General features: G+C 39.3%; 7 protein-coding genes. All 7 read left to right on the top strand.

The genetic code is table 11. From position 1 onward, the window contains the following. The first annotated feature begins 193 nt into the window (after positions 1 to 193). The 7 genes from ACYQ0E_RS01510 to glnT all read left to right on the top strand — a co-directional run bounded on the left by ACYQ0E_RS01510 (position 194) and on the right by glnT (position 18,980). Complete coding sequence (locus ACYQ0E_RS01510) at positions 194 to 11,179, top strand: retention module-containing protein (protein ID WP_460186491.1); 10,986 nt, start codon at positions 194 to 196, stop codon at positions 11,177 to 11,179. Positions 11,180 to 11,915: 736 nt separating this feature from the next. Next, complete coding sequence (gene purU / locus ACYQ0E_RS01515) at positions 11,916 to 12,767, top strand: formyltetrahydrofolate deformylase (RefSeq protein WP_460186492.1); 852 nt, start codon at positions 11,916 to 11,918, stop codon at positions 12,765 to 12,767. 9 nt (positions 12,768 to 12,776) lie between these two features. Further along, positions 12,777 to 14,018 (top strand): FAD-dependent oxidoreductase, encoded by a 1,242-nt coding sequence (locus tag ACYQ0E_RS01520; protein WP_460186493.1) that lies wholly within the window; start codon positions 12,777 to 12,779, stop codon positions 14,016 to 14,018. Positions 14,019 to 14,027: 9 nt separating this feature from the next. After that, positions 14,028 to 14,285: a sarcosine oxidase subunit delta gene (locus ACYQ0E_RS01525; protein WP_460186494.1), complete on the top strand. Its 258-nt coding sequence runs from the start codon at positions 14,028 to 14,030 to the stop codon at positions 14,283 to 14,285. Next, complete coding sequence (locus ACYQ0E_RS01530) at positions 14,286 to 17,171, top strand: glycine cleavage T C-terminal barrel domain-containing protein (protein ID WP_460186495.1); 2,886 nt, start codon at positions 14,286 to 14,288, stop codon at positions 17,169 to 17,171. Beyond that, positions 17,168 to 17,635 carry a hypothetical protein gene (locus ACYQ0E_RS01535; RefSeq protein ID WP_460186496.1) on the top strand — a complete coding sequence of 156 codons (468 nt, stop codon included), beginning with the start codon at positions 17,168 to 17,170 and terminating at the stop codon, positions 17,633 to 17,635. The genes ACYQ0E_RS01530 and ACYQ0E_RS01535 overlap by 4 nt, the downstream gene beginning before the upstream one ends. Before the next feature lie 10 nt (positions 17,636 to 17,645). After that, positions 17,646 to 18,980 (top strand): type III glutamate--ammonia ligase, encoded by a 1,335-nt coding sequence (glnT, locus tag ACYQ0E_RS01540; protein ID WP_460186497.1) that lies wholly within the window; start codon positions 17,646 to 17,648, stop codon positions 18,978 to 18,980. Positions 18,981 to 18,989: the final 9 nt, after the last annotated feature.

Genomic DNA, 18,989 nt, shown 5'->3' on the forward strand with positions numbered 1-18,989 from the left:
ATCTTGTAAATATGCAAGAAAACGCCAGAAATAGAGGGTTATCGACACTTTGAAATCAATATAATTAGTGTTTTTTTTTGGACATTCATCGGTTGTATTGTCCGTTGGTACAGTAGTTAGTACCTTTTTGTGAGCGTATTATGTACTTATGAATTTTAATAGCCTGTAAGTCAAGGCAAGTATGAGGTACAAGATGTCAATAATCGTTGGTAATGTTTCAAAAATAGAAGGTGTTGTTAGAGCAATCAATCCAGTAACTGGAGAGGTTCGCATTCTAGAAGCTGGTAGCCCTGTTTACCAGGGGGAAATATTACAGACATCCGCTAAGAGCGGAGTGATTGTGGATATGGCTAACGGTACTTTGTTGACTCTTGGGCGAGATACTCAGATGCGTTTAGATGATGATGTATCTAATCCGTCGAGCTCGGTTGATACAGGCACGGAAGGGGCTGTTGACGTTGCCGCATTACAACAGGCCGTTTTAGAAGGGAATTTTGATGCTCTTGAAGCAACGGCCGCAGGTGAGGCTCTAGTTGTTGGAAGTGCTTCTGATGGGGGTGTGACTGTAGAGCGAATCGCCTTGTCTGGTAATGTTACTTCAGGTTTTGATACAGGTGTAGGAAATCAAGCTGTTGTAAATACGCCACGTTATGTTGGTGTGATTGATGGTACTCCAGAAGCGATTGCGGATAATAATCCTAATACGGTTGTTGAAGATTCTTTAATTGATACTGTTTACGGAAATGTATTTGGAAATGATGATATAGGTCTTGATGCATCTAATTCTGCAATTCCTGTTACAGGCGTAAAAGCTGGAGCCAGTGGCACAGATGTAGTTGGTGGTGTTGCTACTTCGGTTACTGGTACTTATGGAAGCGTAGTTATTAATAGTGATGGTAGCTATACCTATGTATTAAATAACTCTGATCCGGATACCAATGGATTAGCCGAAGGTGAAAAGGTCACTGATGTATTTACTTATACAATTACTGATAGTAATGGTGATAGTGCGAGCACAACGTTAACTATTAATATTGTCGGAGCCAATGACGTACCGGTAATCGAAAGTGCAGACGATGCAGGAGCCATTACAGAAATCGCTGACGGCGCGACCGGTGAAAACACCACAACGTTAACCGACACAGGCAACATCAACTTCAGCGATGTCGACCTAAGTGACGCCCACACATTAACGGTTACCCCAGATGCCACAGACTACGTAGGTGGATTAACCGCCAGTATTACTGATGCCTCAACGGGCGATGGTGCAGGCGCAATCAAATGGGACTACGCCGTAAATGACGCCGACATAGACTACCTAGCGGCAGATGAACAGCTGACCCAAGTCTACGAAGTCAAAGTAGACGACGGCAATGGCGGAACAGTGACTCAAGACGTTACCATTACCATTACAGGCACCAATGACGTACCAGTGATTGAAAGTGCCGACGCCACAGGATCTGTTACAGAAATCGCAGACGGTGCGGCTGGTGAAAACACCACCACACTAACAGACACAGGGACAATTGAGTTTACTGATGTCGACTTAAGTGATGCTCACACATTAACCGTAACCCCAAATGCCACAGACTACGTAGGTGGATTAACCGCCAGCATTACTGATGTTTCAACAGGTGATGGTGCAGGCACAATCAAATGGGACTACGCCGTTGACGACAGTGCGATTGATTACCTAACTGAAGGTCAAACTCTAGAACAAACCTATCAAGTTGAAGTCAAAGACGATAACGGTGCCACAGTTAGCCAAGCTGTAACCATTACTATTACAGGTACCAATGATGTACCAGTGATTGAAAGTGCAGACGATACAGGATCTGTTACAGAAATTGCTGACGGTGCGGCAGGTGAAAATAACACAACATTAACCGACACAGGCATGATTGAGTTTAGTGATGTTGACCTAAGTGATGCACACACAGTAACCGTCACTGCGCCAGATAACAGCAACTATCTAGGGTCACTTACCGCAACTATCATCGACGACGCAACCGGTGACGGAACAGGTACCATCAAATGGGACTACGCCGTTGAAGACAGTGCGATTGATTACCTAACTGAAGGTCAAACTTTAGAACAAACCTATCAAGTTGAAGTCAAAGACGATAACGGTGCCACAGTTAGCCAAGCTGTAACCATTACTATTACAGGTACCAATGATGTACCAGTGATTGAAAGTGCAGATGATACAGGATCTGTTACAGAAATTGCTGATGGTGCGGCAGGTGAAAACACCACAACATTAACCGATACAGGCACGATTGAGTTTAGTGATGTTGACTTAAGTGATGCTCACACATTAACTGTTACTCCAGATGCTAATAACTATTTAGGTACCTTAACGGCCAGCATTACTGATGTTTCAACAGGTGATGGTGCAGGCACAATTAAATGGGACTATGCAGTAGAAGATGCCGACATAGACTATCTAGCGGCTGGTGAAACACTGACCCAAGTCTACGAAGTGAAAGTAGACGACGGAAAAGGTGGAACAGTGACTCAAGCCGTTACTATTACCATTACAGGCACCAATGACGTACCAGTACTAACTGTAGATTCTAGTGGCTCAGTAACAGAAGATGATAGTACACCAAGCCTTACTGATACTGGCACACTATCTATTGTCGATGTAGACCTTATAGACACACATGCAATAACAACAGCGTATAAAGATGACCTAGTGTGGAGTGGAGGTACTTTATCTGCTGCTGATACAGCAACGATTACATCAGGTTTTACTGTTGATTCTGATAGTTGGGATTACTCGGTTAGCAACTCAGCCGTTCAATTTTTAGCAAAAGATGAAACGATTACTTTTAGTTATGATGTAAAAGTAGATGATGGAAATGGTGGAACTGATACAGAAGTGGTGGTAATGACCATCACAGGGACTAATGATAACCCAATATTAACAGTAGATACTATCGGTTCGGTTGTTGAAGATGCGGGTAGTCCAGATCTAACTGATTCAGGCACGCTTTCTTTTACTGATGTAGATATTAATGATACGCATACTGTAACTGCGACCTATAAAAATGATATTAGCTGGGATGGAGGTACTTTATCTAACGCGGATATAGCTACTATCAAAAATGGCTTTAGTGTAGATGCTAATGGTTGGGATTACTCAGTGAGCAATTCTCTTGTTCAATTCTTAGCAAAAGATGAAACTATCACCTTTAGTTATGATGTAACGGTAGAAGATAATAACGGTGGAACTGATACAAAAGTTGTAGAAATGACCATTACTGGAACGAATGATATTCCAGTATTAACAGCTGATTCCAGTGGTGCTGTAACAGAAGATGACAGTACACCAAACTTAACTGATTCAGGTACTTTATCATTTACTGATGTAGACACTACTGACACTCACACAATGTCATCAGAATATAAAGGTGATCTAGTTTGGAGTGGAGGAAGTTTATCTGCTGCTGATATTGCAACGATTACATCTGGTTTTACTGTTGATGCAGATAGCTGGGATTACTCGGTTAGCAACTCAGACGTTCAATTTCTAGCAGAAGGTGAAACCTTAACGTTTAGTTACGATGTAACTGTAAATGATGGTAATGGTGGCACAGATACTAAAGTGGTAGACATAACTATTACTGGAACCAATGATGCACCTGTAATTGACCTAGATAAAGATAACTCAACAGACTCAGGTCAAAACTATACGAATATCTTTAATGAAGATGGTGCTGCAGTAAGCATTGCCGACAGTGATATTGAAGCGTCTGATGTGGATGATAGTAATCTTGAGAGTGCCACAATCGTACTAACCAATGCACAAGCCAATGATTTCCTTAATGTTGGTGACGTTGACCCTAAATTTGGTGCTACTGTAGATACATCAACGGCGGGTCAAATCACTGTGACTCTAACTGGTAGCTACAATAAAGCGGACTATCAAGAAGCAATTAAAGCCATTACTTTTAGCAATAGCTCACAGACGCCAGATGAAACCGAACGTATTATCGAAGTAACGGTTAATGACGGTGCATTAGACAGTAATACGGCTATCTCAACCATTAAAGTGAACGCTAATCCAGACTTAATTCCAAATGCTATTGACGTTGTAGAAGGTCAAGGTTCAGTTGATGAAACGTCCGTTGATACAAACTCAAATACGGTTGAGGGTAACCTTTTAAATGGCGATGACTTAGGTACAGCAATAGGTGAAATTACTTCATTTACCTACACAAACACTTCTGGTAAAACAGCGACAGGTACCGTTGGTCAAGAAACAACCACACAATATGGAAAAATCACAGTAAATGCTGATGGAACCTGGTTATACACACCAAATCAATCTGTTCAGCAACTTGCTGGTGAACCGTTACCTGAAGACATTATTAATTACACGGTAACCGATGGAAATGGTGATACCGATACAACAAGCTTTACAATTACGTTGGAAGATGGTGCAGACCCTACAATTGGTATACCAGAAAATGAAACTGTGTACGAAGCTAATTTGGTATTAGGTTCAGATCCAGATAACAGTGCCTTAAGTCAAACTGGTAATTTAGATGTTATTCAAGGAACAGATAATATTGCAGACGTGGTATTTAATGCAAATCAACCAGGCCTGGTAAATTCTGGAAACTCTATTTATCAATCTGGAGGAGAAGATGTTAAATTTAGCTTGAGTGCAGATGGCCATACCCTCACAGGATATACTGGCGATATTTCAAATCCTGTATTTACGGTTGTCATTAACGATCCAACGGATGCTTCAGTTGACGGAAAAGACTACACATTTACTTTAATTAAGCCTCTTGATCATACAAGTGATGATATTGATTCATCTGGAAATATTGTTATTCCATTTAGCTTTACAGCCAGTGATACCGATGGTGATATTGTTAACTCTAACGATACTTCAGATAACTTTACTGTAACGATTGTGGACGATGTTCCTCAGGACACGAAAACGATTACGGTGAATGAGGATGAAGAAATCACCTTTAACACCACTGCTGATGATAGTGATGGAAGTATTACCAATATCGGTGGTGCTAGTCACGGAACACCAACGGTTAACGAAAATGGTACGATAACCTATGTTCCAAACCCTGATTTCAGTGGTACAGATACATTTACTTATGATTCTACGAATGAAGACGGAACTGTCACCACCACAACAGTAACGGTTAATGTTACACCAGTGGCAGATGCTCCAGACGTAAGTAGAGATGCTGCTAAAGTTTATATTCTGGAAGACTCTGAAATCGCGCTTGGTTTTAATACACCGGTATTAAAAGACCAAATTGATAATTCAACCGTAGCCAATGAAGATAACCCAGAACGTTTAGGCGCCATTACATTAAGTGGACTAACTGAAGGTACAGAAATAAAAGACAGTTTAGGTAACGTGCTGTTTACAGCAACGGCTTCTGACAATAATGTCACCATTCAATTAACGGATGCGGGTGCGGATTACCACACTGCAGGTTTAACGACGGATTTAAGCTTAACTATCGATCAGTTTGAATCTTTAGTTGTTAAGCCAGCGGCAGACAGTGCAAAAGATTTAAAAGTAAAACTATCGGTAGACAGTTACGAAGTAGATGATGCTGGAACACCATTAACGGGTATTGCTAAAGCGAATAGCAATATTAAAGTTGAAGTAGATGTGCTTGCGGTAACAGACCCTGTAGACCTTAAAATTAATGGCGATGATACCTCTTATACCACCACAATTAGTGAAGATTCGGCATTAGATTTATCGGCATTATTGAGCACAAATGTCTTTAATGACATTGACGGTAGTGAAAATAGATCAATCGTTTTAGAAGGCCTGCCTGATGGCATGATTGTAAATGGTGAAACCATTACAGGTGGTAGTTATGAGATTGATTTAACAGGAACTGGAAATAACAATCTTCCAACTATTTCAATTACACCACCAGAAAATTTCAGTGGTGATATTAATGATATTATCGTTAAATTAGTGTCTCATGATACGGATACAGATTCGACTCATACTGATAGTTCAACGGTAGGCACAACAACTCTTGGTAATACCACTATTTATGACACCGTTGATTCAGTAACACTTAATTTGAATGTGACTCCCGTTGCTTCTGATGTCACTATTTCAACGCCTGAAAATAAAATTGAAGATGAAGCTGTCTATTTGTTTAAACAAAGCAATGGCAACAGTATTTTCACCTTAAGTGATACAGATGGTTCAGAGAGTATTTCTCAATTTGGTATTTTAAAATCTCAAATAGATGCGCTACTTGCGGATGGTGCAACTATCTCTGGTTCAAGTTATTCAACCGTTAATTTTGATGGTACGGATTACTACGTTTTTGATAATGCCGATGCGCAAATTACGCCACCAGCACATAGCAGTGCAGATATTACATTAACCTATTTAGTGGAAACAACAGATACAGCAACGATTGATGGAGTTGTTGATACTGCTGTCAGCCATAAAACAGCAGATAAAACTATTGTATTAAGCCCTGTAGCAGAGTCAACTCAAACGGATTCTGATGGCGATGGCGTAAATGACATTATCACGCAAGGTAGTCATACTTATGCTGTCAGCGCAGAAGAAGATGTGTACTTTGCTTTAAATAACACTAATTTTGGATTATCGGTAGCCAATGAAGACAGTGGTGAAACCACAAGTGTCTTATTTACACCAACAGATGGTACAAACGCATTAATTGGAACTATATTTAAGTATGGCAATACCACGATTTATTTTAATGGAACAGCTGTAGAAATTCCTTCTAGTGAATTAGAAAATCTAGAAGTCAAAGCGCCAGAAAACTACAGTGGAACTTTAGAGTTAACGACACAAATTAAAGCCATCGATTCAGATGATGATGCAAGTAATCCAGAAGCTACATCTACAGTTATTTCTGAAGGTGATACCTTAACGATTAATGTGGCACCCGTTGCCGATAATGCCATCTTAAGTGTCTCTCAGGTTGTTGTAAATGAAGATGCTGGGCGTTCAAATGGTAATACCTATAATGATGAAGGTTCGGTAGATCCTTCTATTATTGATAATCCTTCAGCAGGTCAAGCCTTAAATATTAAAGTTAATTCGGTTGATGGATCAGAAACGTTTGAAGTCACGATTGATAAATTACCAGACGGCGGTGCACTGTATTTTGATTATGGCGCAGGCAATACGCTATTAATAGATGAAACAGGTACGGTTTCATCAACGGGTACAGTCTCTGGCATTACGGTAACAAATAATGCTGATGATACTTGGTCAGTCGTTATTGATGGTTATACCAATGATAATCAACCTATATTTATTCCGCCACACAACAGTGATGGAACATACTCATTAGATGTATCAGCTGTAACAAAAGATGGTGATCAGACGGGCACACCTAGTAATGTTACGTTAAAAGTAGATGTTCTGGGTATTGCTGATGTACCTGAAGGCGTCGATTTAAATACGGTTACGATTAATGGTCAAGACTATGAAGCGGTTTACAATGAAAACGAGGTCGATGCGACTAATGCCATAAATTTAGCCGATATTTACAGTGCCGCTAACCCTAATTCAGAGATTAAATCTTACGATTCTGACAGCGAACAGTTGAATATTGTTATTAGTGATTTACCTGTTGGTTTTGCAGTAAAAAATGCTACGTTTATAGGTGGAACGGGTGAGGATAGATCTTGGAGTGTCTCTGCTACTGATATAGAAAACGTTCTAATTACGGTACCTAAAAACTACAGTGGTGAGCTACCATTTACAGTTCAATATATAACAACTGAAGAAACAGGAAGTAGCCGTACTCAAGGAACAGAAGAGGTTTCAGTTTGGATTACGCCTCAACAAGATTCAGTCGTTAACACGACACTAAATCAGGTTGAAGATGTGCCTCAGGTTCTTGATTTTTCAATCAATCAAAATGGCGATAGTAATGAAGAGCTTACTAAAGTCTATATCAAAGAGTCCTCAATTCCTTCGGACGTCACCTTAAGTGTGTCAGGTGGTTCTGACTTAGCAACAGAGGCAACAAGTAATGCTGATGTTAACTTAGTCGATGGTTATTATGAAATTACTGGCTCAGCCATTAATAACATTGTTTCTACCTTAACAGCGCAAAGTGATGACGATTACAGCTTAACCGTTAAGTATGAAGTAACCGATCATACAAATACATCACCAGATGTACCAACAGCAACCGTATCGGATGATACTGTTTATAGTGCAACGGTTACAGCGGTTGCAGATATACCAACAGTTACTCCATCGTCAACTTTGGATACTGTCATTGCTCAAAATGATGCTGGTCAAGATGTTACGGTTTATGATCTTGGAACAAGTCGCACAGCCACAGTTACCTTAAACCTAGCATCAGATGATTTAGATGGTTCTGAAGTACAAGATTACTATATCTTTACCAATGTACCTGACGGAGTAATTGTTGAAGGTGCCGCATTTGGTGGAGAAGGTGTTTGGTACTTACCAGCAAGCGGTTCAACCTCAAATGGCGTGTCTACGCAAGACGTTACATTTCAGTTTACAACGGCGGCTGATATAGAAGCGGTTAATGAGATTACCGTTGTAGGGCATAACCTTGACCATGATAATAGTAAAGCGCAATCAGCTCCTGTCTCTATTTACTTTACCGGAGAAGAAAGTACTGGTGGCGGTGATGGTGAAACATTTGACGCGGTTAGTATTAGTGCAAGTCCAGTAATGATTAATGAAGATACAACGCTAGCACTTAGCGATGTCTTTACCTTTACATTAGACCCTGTGGATGGTGATCCTGATTATTCGCTTATTTTGTCTGGCGTGCCTGATGACGCAACGGTTACGGGTGGTTTTAAACAGACTATGGATAATGGTGATGTTGTTTGGGTTGTAGGCAAAGATGCAATTGACACTGCAACGGTTGTTTTTGCTGATAACTACAACCAAAATGATTATGCTGGTGAAAGTTTTGATTTAGTCGGTAAAACCATTACAAATAATCCTGATGGTTCTACAACAGAAACACCAGAAACAGACGCAGCTATTACCATTGTTCCGATTACTGATCCGTTTGAAATAACACCTGATTTAACGGCTTACGATGCCGCTACTGGTGGAAATGAAGTGAGCAGTTCACAAGAAGATGGTCGTACAGAGATTAATATTGGAGTGACCACGCCAGACAGCTCATTTGATTATGTTGATGCGTCTGGAACTCTGGTATCTTCTGTAACTTTATCAACGGATGGTGAAGTTGATGGAACTTTATATAATTCTGAAACGGGTGTTGCCTACACATTAAATGGAAGCGACTGGACAATACCTGTTGCTGATTTAGATAAACTTCAATTTGTGCCTGAAGCTGATGCTTCTGGCAAAGTGACGTTTAGTATTACAGAAAATATTAAAGAAACGGGTGCCACTAATATTGTTAGCCAAACTCAAACTATTCCGATTGATATTCAAGCGGTTAACGATGGTTTTGATGTTGAGGCTAATAACAACAGTATAGGTAATGAAGGAGAGTTAATTCCATTAGTATTCAGTACAACAGGGATTGATATTGATGGTTCAGAAAAAATATTTTCAGCGTCTGTCGATGAAGTTCCAGATGGTGTGTTGATTTATTATGTTGATTCAAATGGTGATTATAAATTAGCACAAAATACCGGTTCTACGGATGGTGGAGCGACAAATAAATGGAGTGTTTCATTAGTCGATGGTGTTTTACCAGATATATATGTTCAAGCGCCTACATACTACAGTGGAACTCTAGCAAGCTTAGGTTTGAGTGTATATAGCTCTGAAACCGATGCCGCTGGTAATGCAATTAATGACATGACAATAAACTCAACACTATTGGATGTCACGATTGATCCAATAGCTAATCCTTTAACCATTAAACCTACTAATACTTTTGGAACAGAAGGTTCTGAGCTTCCAATAAATTTAAATATCTCAATGGATGATGTTGATGGTTCTGAAACCGTGTCATTTACATTAACAGGTAACGGCACAACTCTGCCTGAAGGCATGACATTTGAAGTAGGAGGAGTACCACATTCTGATGTAACTTATGACTCAGACACGGGAACCTACACTGTTACCGGTGTTGCGTTTGACGACATAAAAGATATTGTAGCCAAGCCCGTTGAAGGCTTAAAAGGCGATATCAATATAGATGTTTCTGCTTGGACAGTTGATGGTGATAGCAACACTTCGACTACGCCAGAAACAGGTTCTTTTGTACTCACACTTTATGAGCACGCAAGTGGCGTAACACCTTATAGTGTTACCACTCAAAATGTGGATAACAGTGCAAATTATGTTACGGGTGAAGGTTATCAAATTCCATTAGTCATATCGGACTTAGATTTAGCAGATAAAGATGGTTCAGAAAGTCTTTCTGTACGTATTTCAGGATTGTCCTCAAGCGTAACCTTAGATGAGTCTACTTTACCAACAGGCGTTACAGCTACTCAGGATGGAGCAGATTGGCTTATTGATTTAGGTTCACCAACCGATGCACATTATGAAGATGCTTTAACGGCGCTTGAAAATGGTGATGTTAAACTTATAACCACCTCAACCGACGGAACAGAAACTGATGGCTTTAATGTAGAAGCATTTTCTACCTTAACAAGCACTGGTGAAACCAATTCGGATGTTTATGATATTGACAGTAATACGTCAACATCATCAACAGGCGAAAGTGTGTCAATTAACCTTACCGTTGATGCCACTGGTGACATTGATGGTTCGAGTGCCGACGAAACGCTTTATGGCTCTGATGGTTCAGACACGATTCATGGTGCGGCTGGTTCTGATGTTTTATACGGTGGACAAGGAGATGATATTCTTGCTGGCGGTGCAGGTGCTGATACATTAATCGGTGGCGATGGAGCAGATACTTTTAAACTGACAACCGATGATGCAGGTACAACCGACACAATTAATGATTTTGTCAAAGGTAGTGATTTATTAGATCTTTCTGAAGTGTTGGAAGGAACAAATCAAATTACGGATGCTAACTCATTAAATGAGTATTTATCATTTGCGCAAGATGGTAACGATACAAAAGTTACCATCGATTCAAATGGTAAATCAACAGCTGACGGAACCATATACGAAGTTGTATTAAAAGATACGCTAGTCACTGATATTGATGAACACGATATTCTCGATTAAGTTAAAAACAAGCTAGTATTCTGTGTAGAAGTTATTAAACCCACTCTTTTGTGGGTTTAATGCTTTATGGGGCTAAGTATTACGCTGAAAATATTCGTTACTATGCCAATGTAACGGAATAATTTTTATGCACATATCTTATGTTTTAAAAAATGAACACTGTTTAACGAGATATCCCAATATCAATATTGTTTTTTCTTTGGCGGAGACCTTTGTAGGCGTCATGAACAAAAGAAAAATAGACGTAAGCATCCCTTTAGAGGTATAAAATTTATACTGGCTCTCGAATACGACCTTAGGGCGTCGAGTTCTTTATTTGAGACCTACAGTGCAGTTAATAGTAAGTTATTGACAAGTTTTAGAACAAAAGCAGTGAAATTTTAGCTTTTTTACTTGTTTATGGTCTCGTGCAAAGCGTTTCTAACTCTTAAATTGATTCTTCACTACCTCATCCTTTAAGAAAATCGTTCCAAAGCATTCATAATCATTTCAGCTAATCATAAAGTTATTTGTTGTTGCAAGAGATGTTCTCGGTTTTTATTTTTAGAGCCTTAAATTTTATTCAATAGCAACGAAGTCAAATCACACTCATCTCATCTAAATTTATTCCTAAATGCGTATTTTGAACAAAAATTGGTTTTTATTGGATATTTGTTATTAAAAATAATAAAAAATTCTTGTAATGAAATAATTATTCTGTATATTAGTAATTAAAAGTTCACTGGAGGAAACTATTATGATCGAAGGCCAATTTATATTAACGATTTCTTGCCCTGATAAGACAGGAATTGTATCTAAAGTATCTAGTTTTTTAGCTCAAAAAAACTGTTTGATAAATGAAGCAAATCACCATGCCGATACTGAGCAAGGCATGTTTTTTATGCGTAATGAAATTTCAAACCTAAATATTTCAGAAGAGGAATTTAGAGAGGAATTTAGTGAGATTGCAAAAGAATTCGAAATGAATTGGACGCTGACTTCAACTGTTAAAAAGAAGCGCGTAATTATTATGGTAAGCAAGCAAGACCATTGCTTACATGACCTGCTATATCGTTGGAAATCAGGTGAAATGGATTATGACATCCCTTGTGTTATTTCAAATCATCCTGATTTAAAAGAGCTTGTAGAATGGCACGGAATTCCTTATGTGCATATTCCCGTAACGCCAGACAATAAACCGCATGCTTTTTCAGAAGTGGTTAAGTGGGTTGATCACTATGAGGCGGATACGATTGTTCTCGCAAGATATATGCAAATCATTCCACCAGATTTATGTCAAAAATATCCCGGACAAATTATCAATATTCACCATAGCTTCCTGCCTTCATTTATTGGTGCAAAACCTTATCACCAAGCATTTGATCGTGGCGTGAAATTAATTGGTGCGACTTGTCATTATGTTACTGAAGACTTGGATGCCGGACCGATTATTGAGCAAGAAGTTAGACGTGTTTCACATAGTGAAACAGCTGATGAGATGGTAATGCTAGGGAAAGACGTTGAAAAGAACGCTTTAGCTCGTGGTCTTAAGTTCCACCTAGAAGACCGTGTTCTTTTAAGTGGTAATAAAACAGTTGTATTTGGTTAGGAGTTTGATATGCCACTTAGATTAATAAAGTACGCTTGGAAAAAACCAGAAGATGAATTGCGTTTTTTCCCTGAAGAAAAACCATTAGAAAAAGAGTATGACGTTGTTATTATCGGTGGCGGTGGACATGGTATGGCGTGCGCCTATTATTTAGCTAAAGAGCACGGTATTACCAATGTAGCAGTGTTAGAACAAGGTTATATCGGTGGCGGGAATACAGGTCGAAATACAACCATTGTCCGTTCAAACTATTTAACATCTGAAGGCGTTAAATTCTACGATGAAAGTCTTAAATTATTTAATGATTTAAGTGAAGACTTTGATTTAAATATTTTTTATTCCACTCGTGGTCATTACACCTTAGCTCACACAGATAGTTCTTTAAGAACAATGCGCTGGAGATCTGAGGTAAATAAACACCACGGCATTGATAGTGAAGTGGTTGATACCGAAACTATTCAAAAAGATATTCCTTATATGGATGTTGAGTGTAATGGCCAGCACCCTGTTATGGGCGCACTTTATCACGCGCCAGGTTCTGTAGCTAGGCATGACGCTGTCGCTTGGGGATACGCACGCGGTGCTCAAATGCGAGGCGTTGAAATTCACCAAAAAACTCAAGTAACGGACATCAGAACCCTTGGCGGTAAAGTGGTTGGTGTTGAAACCAATAAAGGCTTTGTTAAAGCTAAAAAAGTTATTTCTATGGTGGCAGGTTCATCTCCTCGTATTACGAATATGTTGGATATCAAAACACCTATCGAAGTCTTTCCTTTACAGGCCTGTGTTACTGAGCCAGTTAAACCCTTTATGAACACTATTGTCGTGTCAGGAAGCTTGCATGTTTATGTCAGCCAATCTTCAAGGGGTGAATTGGTTATGGGTGCATCGGTTGACCCTGCCGAGCTACATTCAACCCGTTCAAGTCTTGATTTTGTTGAGGGGTTAACGGACCAAATGATGGACTTATTTCCGTTTACCAGTCGCTTAAAAATTATGCGTCAGTGGGCCGGTATGAGTGATATTACGCCAGACTTTGCACCCATTATGGGTAAGACCAATGTTGAAGGTTTCTATTTAGATAGTGGCTGGGGAACTTGGGGGTTTAAAGCCACACCAATCAGTGGCAAAACGATGGCTTATACAGCCGCAACAGATCAAACGCATGAGTTAATCAAACCATTTAGTCTGGATCGTTTTGAGTCATTCCAACTTGTTGGCGAAAAAGGGGCGGCTTCGGTCGGCCACTAAGGAGATTGTATGAAATTTATAACGTGTCCACCAATTGGAAGAAGAGCCTTAAGTGAATTCACTTATGGCGGCTTGGTTAAAAATGAACCAGAGTTTGAAGGCATAACTGAAAAGGCATGGGCAGAGCATGTGTTCTACCGTCATAGTCACCCACAGGTACAAAAAGAGTGGTGGTATCACCGTTCAACAGGTATGTGGTTTTTCTTTGAAAGAAATACGTTAACGGATGTTATTAGCCATGTCAGCATTGCAGAAAAGGATTGTTAAATGAAACTTAGATTAAACAAACAACCTTTAGAGTGGATTGATAGAAGTACGGAATTCACCTTTCAGCTAGAGGGACAAAAAGTAAGCGGTTTTAAAGGCGATGTTATAACGAGTGCTCTTTGGGCTAATGGCACCAAAGTACTTGGTCGTAGTTTTAAATATCATCGTCGTCGTGGTGTTTTAACCATGGCTAACCATGATATTAATGCCTTATACCAATCTTCTGATGAGGTAAATATTCGTGGTGATGTGGTTGAAGTTGCAGATCAGCAAAGTCTATTATCTGTTAATACTTTTGGTAATCTAAATAAAGATGCCGGTTCATTAGTTGAACTAATAGGTAAGTTTTTACCTGTTGGTTTTTACTACAGAGCTTTTTATTCGCCTAAATTTTTATTTCCAAAATGGGAATCTCTAATTAGACATATGGCGGGTTTAGGTAATGTAGATACTCGTTGGACAGAAAAAAGAAAACACAAACGTTATCAGTATTGTGATGTGGTTGTCATTGGTGCAGGCCCTTCAGGAATGAAAGCCGCAATTAAAGCAGCACAACAAGGTTTAGACGTTTGCTTAATAGATGAAAACGCTCATATAGGCGGTTCTTTAGATTATCAATATGCCAATGAAGAATCTCAAGCAGAAAACCGAAAAGCATTAAAAGAGACTATTGCGAGCATGCCTAATATTGATGTGCAAACATCATCTTATGTGGCGGGTGTGTATGGTGATAAGTGGTTAGCGGTCAATACTAAAGAAGGTTTAATTAAACTTTCAGCCTTGTCTATTGTGGTAGCAACGGGTGTATTTGAACAGCCTGCTGTATTTCGTAATAACGATTTACCCGGTGTTATGAACGCCAGTGCTGCGCAACGTTTAATTTCTCGCTACGCCGTTGCACCATGTCAAAAAGCTGTGGTATTTACCTCAAATGTTGAAGGTTATCGAGCAGCGCTTGATTTACATAAAGCCGGCATTCTTGTTTTAGCGGTTTTAGATACGGGGGAATCAAAAGGCGAATGGTGTGATGCCGTTACCGCTTCAGGAATACCTGTATATAGAAATATTGAACATATTGAAGCTTTAGGTAAAAAATCATTAGATGGTGTGATGTTTACGGTAAACAGTAAAAATCATTCTATTGATTGTGATGGCTTGCTTATGAGTATGGGTTGGGCACCTGCTGGCGCACCCATTTATCAATCAGGTGGTAGCTTTTCTTATGATGACAAAGTACACCAACTTACGCCTAAAACGTTACCTGAAGGTCTATTCTCTTGTGGCCGTATTAATGGGGTTTTTGATATTGAAGACCAATTAAAAGACGGTGAGCAAGCAGGGTTAAATGCAGCTGAATACGTTAAAAATCAAACTTTAACACCAACTGTAGATTTAACTTCAAATATTGCACACTCTCATTTTTATCCTATTTGGAATCATCCTAAAGGCAAAGCGTTTGTTGATTTTGATGAAGACGTTCAATTTAAAGACTTAAATGCAGCCATTGCTCAAGGTTTTGACAATATTGAGTTAATGAAACGTTTTTCTACCATTGGTATGGGGCCTAGTCAGGGTAAACACAGCAATATGAATGGTATTCGTATTCTGGCTAAATTAACTGGCAGAACCATTGATGAAGCCGGTTCAACAACGGCAAGACCTATGTTTCATCCCGTTCCAGTTTCTCATTTAGCAGGTATGCGTTTTAGAGCAGAGCGTTTAACAGCCATGCACAGCCAGCATATTGCTAGCAAAGCCAAATTTATGGAAGCCGGAAACTGGTTACGACCAGAATATTATCAAAGTCAACCAGATAGACAGGCCTGTATCAATGCAGAAGTTAATGCTGTAAGAAGTTCAGTAGGACTGATTGATGTTTCTACTTTAGGTAAGTTAGAAATCTTTGGTAAAGATGCAGCAGAATTAATGGATCGTCTTTACACCATGCGTATGTCAAATATGAAGGTTGGTGCAAGTCGTTACGCCGTAATGGTTGATGATACGGGTGTGATTACTGATGATGGTGTTGCCATTCGCTACAGCGAAGAACATTTTTATGTAACAACCACAACAAGTAGTTCAGATGCCGCTTACCGATTAGTTCAGATGAAAATTATTGAATGGGGCTTAGATGTCACAGTGCTAAACCGCACAGGTCAACTCGCAGCTATGAACTTAGCAGGGCCAAATTGTCGTCGTATTTTGTCACAGCTTACGTCATTAGATTTAAGCAATGAGGCCTTCCCTTATTTAGCAATGCGTGAAACAGAAATCTGTGGACATAAAGCTACCCTTATTAGAGTTGGTTTTGTGGGTGAGTTGGGGTATGAAATTCATCTTGAATCCACAAACGCGGCTGAAGTTTGGGATGAAATTATGAAAAAAGGACAAGCCTTTGATATCAAACCGTTTGGTGTAGAAGCTCAGCGTATGCTCAGACTTGAAAAAGGTCACATTATTGTGGGTCAAGATACCGATGGCTTAATGAACCCATTTGAAGCCGCCATGTCTTGGTCAGTTCATCTTAAAAAACCTTACTTTATTGGTAAGCCAAGTTTAGAAAAACTAAAGGCCTTACAAAAACGTAAATTGGTCGGTTTTGAACTTGTAAAAGAACCTGTTGGCGAAAAACCTCTTGAGTCTAACTTGTTTATTGAACAAGGCGAAATGGCCGGCAGAATTACCAGTGTATCTTATAGCTCAACTTTACAAAAAACCATTGGTTTAGCCGATGTTTCCTTAGAGTTTTCAGAAATAGATACTGTGCTAAATATCAAACTAACCAGCGGTAATTTTATTAAGGCTAAGGTTGTTGCATTACCTTTTTATGATCCAAAAGGTGCTAAGCAAACCCCTGAGGAACTACCCGAAGGAGAAGTCGCATGAGTATTCAATTAACGCAAAAAAAATATCCAAACTTAACGGTTTTAAGAGGTAAGAATTTGCCTCAATTAATTACTAAACTTGAAATACCACATCCAGAATTATTCAAATATGAGATGGGTAATAACAGTGAGTTCATTGCAAACCTAGGGCAAGAAGAGATTCTTATTAATCATTCAAGCTTTTCACACGATCAACTTGAAACTCAACAGTATGCATTCCAACGAGGGGATGTGGTGATTACCTTATCAGGCGATTGGCGCAAATTAATGACTGAAGTCTGTGTCTTTGATTTCAGACAAGCTAAACCTGGTGACTTTGTAATGGTTTTAATAGCAGGTGTCGGTGCCTGGATGCTGATTCCGCAAGAGGGAGAGCCCGTCACGATAGGTTGTGACCCAACTTATGGTGAGTATTTTATTGAGACCTTAGAAAAACAGATCCATACATCCCCATTTTTAAATTAGGAGTGCCCAAATGACTTTAGAAGAAGCAAAAAAACTACTTAAAGATAATGACGTTAAATATATTTTAGCGCAATTTGTTGATATTCATGGTGTAGCTAAAACCAAATCAGTTCCTGTTCATTGTTTAGAAGATGTTGTGAATAGTGGTGCAGGTTTTGCAGGTTTTGCAGTTTGGGGATTAGGGTTAGAACCTCATCAGAGTGATTACATTGCAAAAGGGGATTTAAGTACATTATCTTTAGTGCCTTGGCAACCAGGTTACGCTCGAATAGCTTGTACAGGCCATGTAAATGGCGAACCTTATGCATTTGATTCGCGCCATATTATGTTAAAGCAAATTGAAAGACTGAGCGCTAAAGGTTGGACACTTAATACCGGTATTGAGCCAGAGTTTAACTTACTAAAAAAAGACGAAACAGGGCAGATGATTCCATTTGATGATTCAGATACCTTAGAAAAACCATGCTATGACTACAAAGGTATGTCTCGTTCACGTCAGTTTCTAGAAAAGTTTGTAGATTCATTACAACAGGTTGGTTTTGATGTTTACCAAATTGACCATGAAGACGCAAATGGTCAGTTTGAAATTAACTACACCTACAGCGACGCTAAAACATCAGCAGACCGAATTACTTTTGTAAAAATGGCAGGCAGTGAAATTGCTAATGAAATGGGAATGACCTGTTCATTTATGCCTAAACCAAGCTCAGGTAGAACAGGTAACGGTTTTCACTATCACCTATCTGTGACAGATGAAAACGGTACAAACTTATTTGCTGATGATAGTGATGAAAAAGATCTTGGATTATCTGAGATGGCGTATCACTTTATGGGTGGCCTTATTCACCACGCTAAAGCATTGTGTGCCTTTTCAGCACCTACCGTTAACTCATATAAAAGACTTGTAGTTGGGCGTTCATTGTCTGGTGCTACATGGGCACCTGCGTTTATTAGTTACGGTGATAACAACCGTACGGCGATGTTACGTATTCCAAAAGGTCGTATAGAGTTTAGATTGCCAGATTCTGGTTCAAACACCTATTTAGTAACAGCCGCCATTATTGCTGCTGGTTTAGACGGAATAGAGAAAAAATTAGATCCAGGTACACCTAAAAATATCAATCACTATGCATTGTCATTAGAAGAACTTGCTGATTTAGGGATTGAAACATTACCACAGTCACTGGGCGAAGCGGTAACGGCATTAGAAAATAGTACTGTATTTCATGAGCAGTTTGGTGACGAGTTTGTTAAAGAATTTATAGATATAAAACGCATGGAATGGGTTGAATACCAAAGACATGTATCAGATTGGGAAATTAACCGTTATGTGGAATTCTTTTAAGGAGAAAAA

Source organism: Thiomicrorhabdus hydrogeniphila (assembly GCF_054656895.1).

Coding starts and splice junctions, on each gene's coding strand:
- ACYQ0E_RS01535 (WP_460186496.1), top strand. CDS start 17,168: ATGAGTATTCAATTAACGCAAAAAAAATATCCAAACTTAACGGTTTTA.
- ACYQ0E_RS01530 (WP_460186495.1), top strand. CDS start 14,286: ATGAAACTTAGATTAAACAAACAACCTTTAGAGTGGATTGATAGAAGT.
- purU (WP_460186492.1), top strand. CDS start 11,916: ATGATCGAAGGCCAATTTATATTAACGATTTCTTGCCCTGATAAGACA.
- ACYQ0E_RS01525 (WP_460186494.1), top strand. CDS start 14,028: ATGAAATTTATAACGTGTCCACCAATTGGAAGAAGAGCCTTAAGTGAA.
- ACYQ0E_RS01520 (WP_460186493.1), top strand. CDS start 12,777: ATGCCACTTAGATTAATAAAGTACGCTTGGAAAAAACCAGAAGATGAA.
- ACYQ0E_RS01510 (WP_460186491.1), top strand. CDS start 194: ATGTCAATAATCGTTGGTAATGTTTCAAAAATAGAAGGTGTTGTTAGA.
- glnT (WP_460186497.1), top strand. CDS start 17,646: ATGACTTTAGAAGAAGCAAAAAAACTACTTAAAGATAATGACGTTAAA.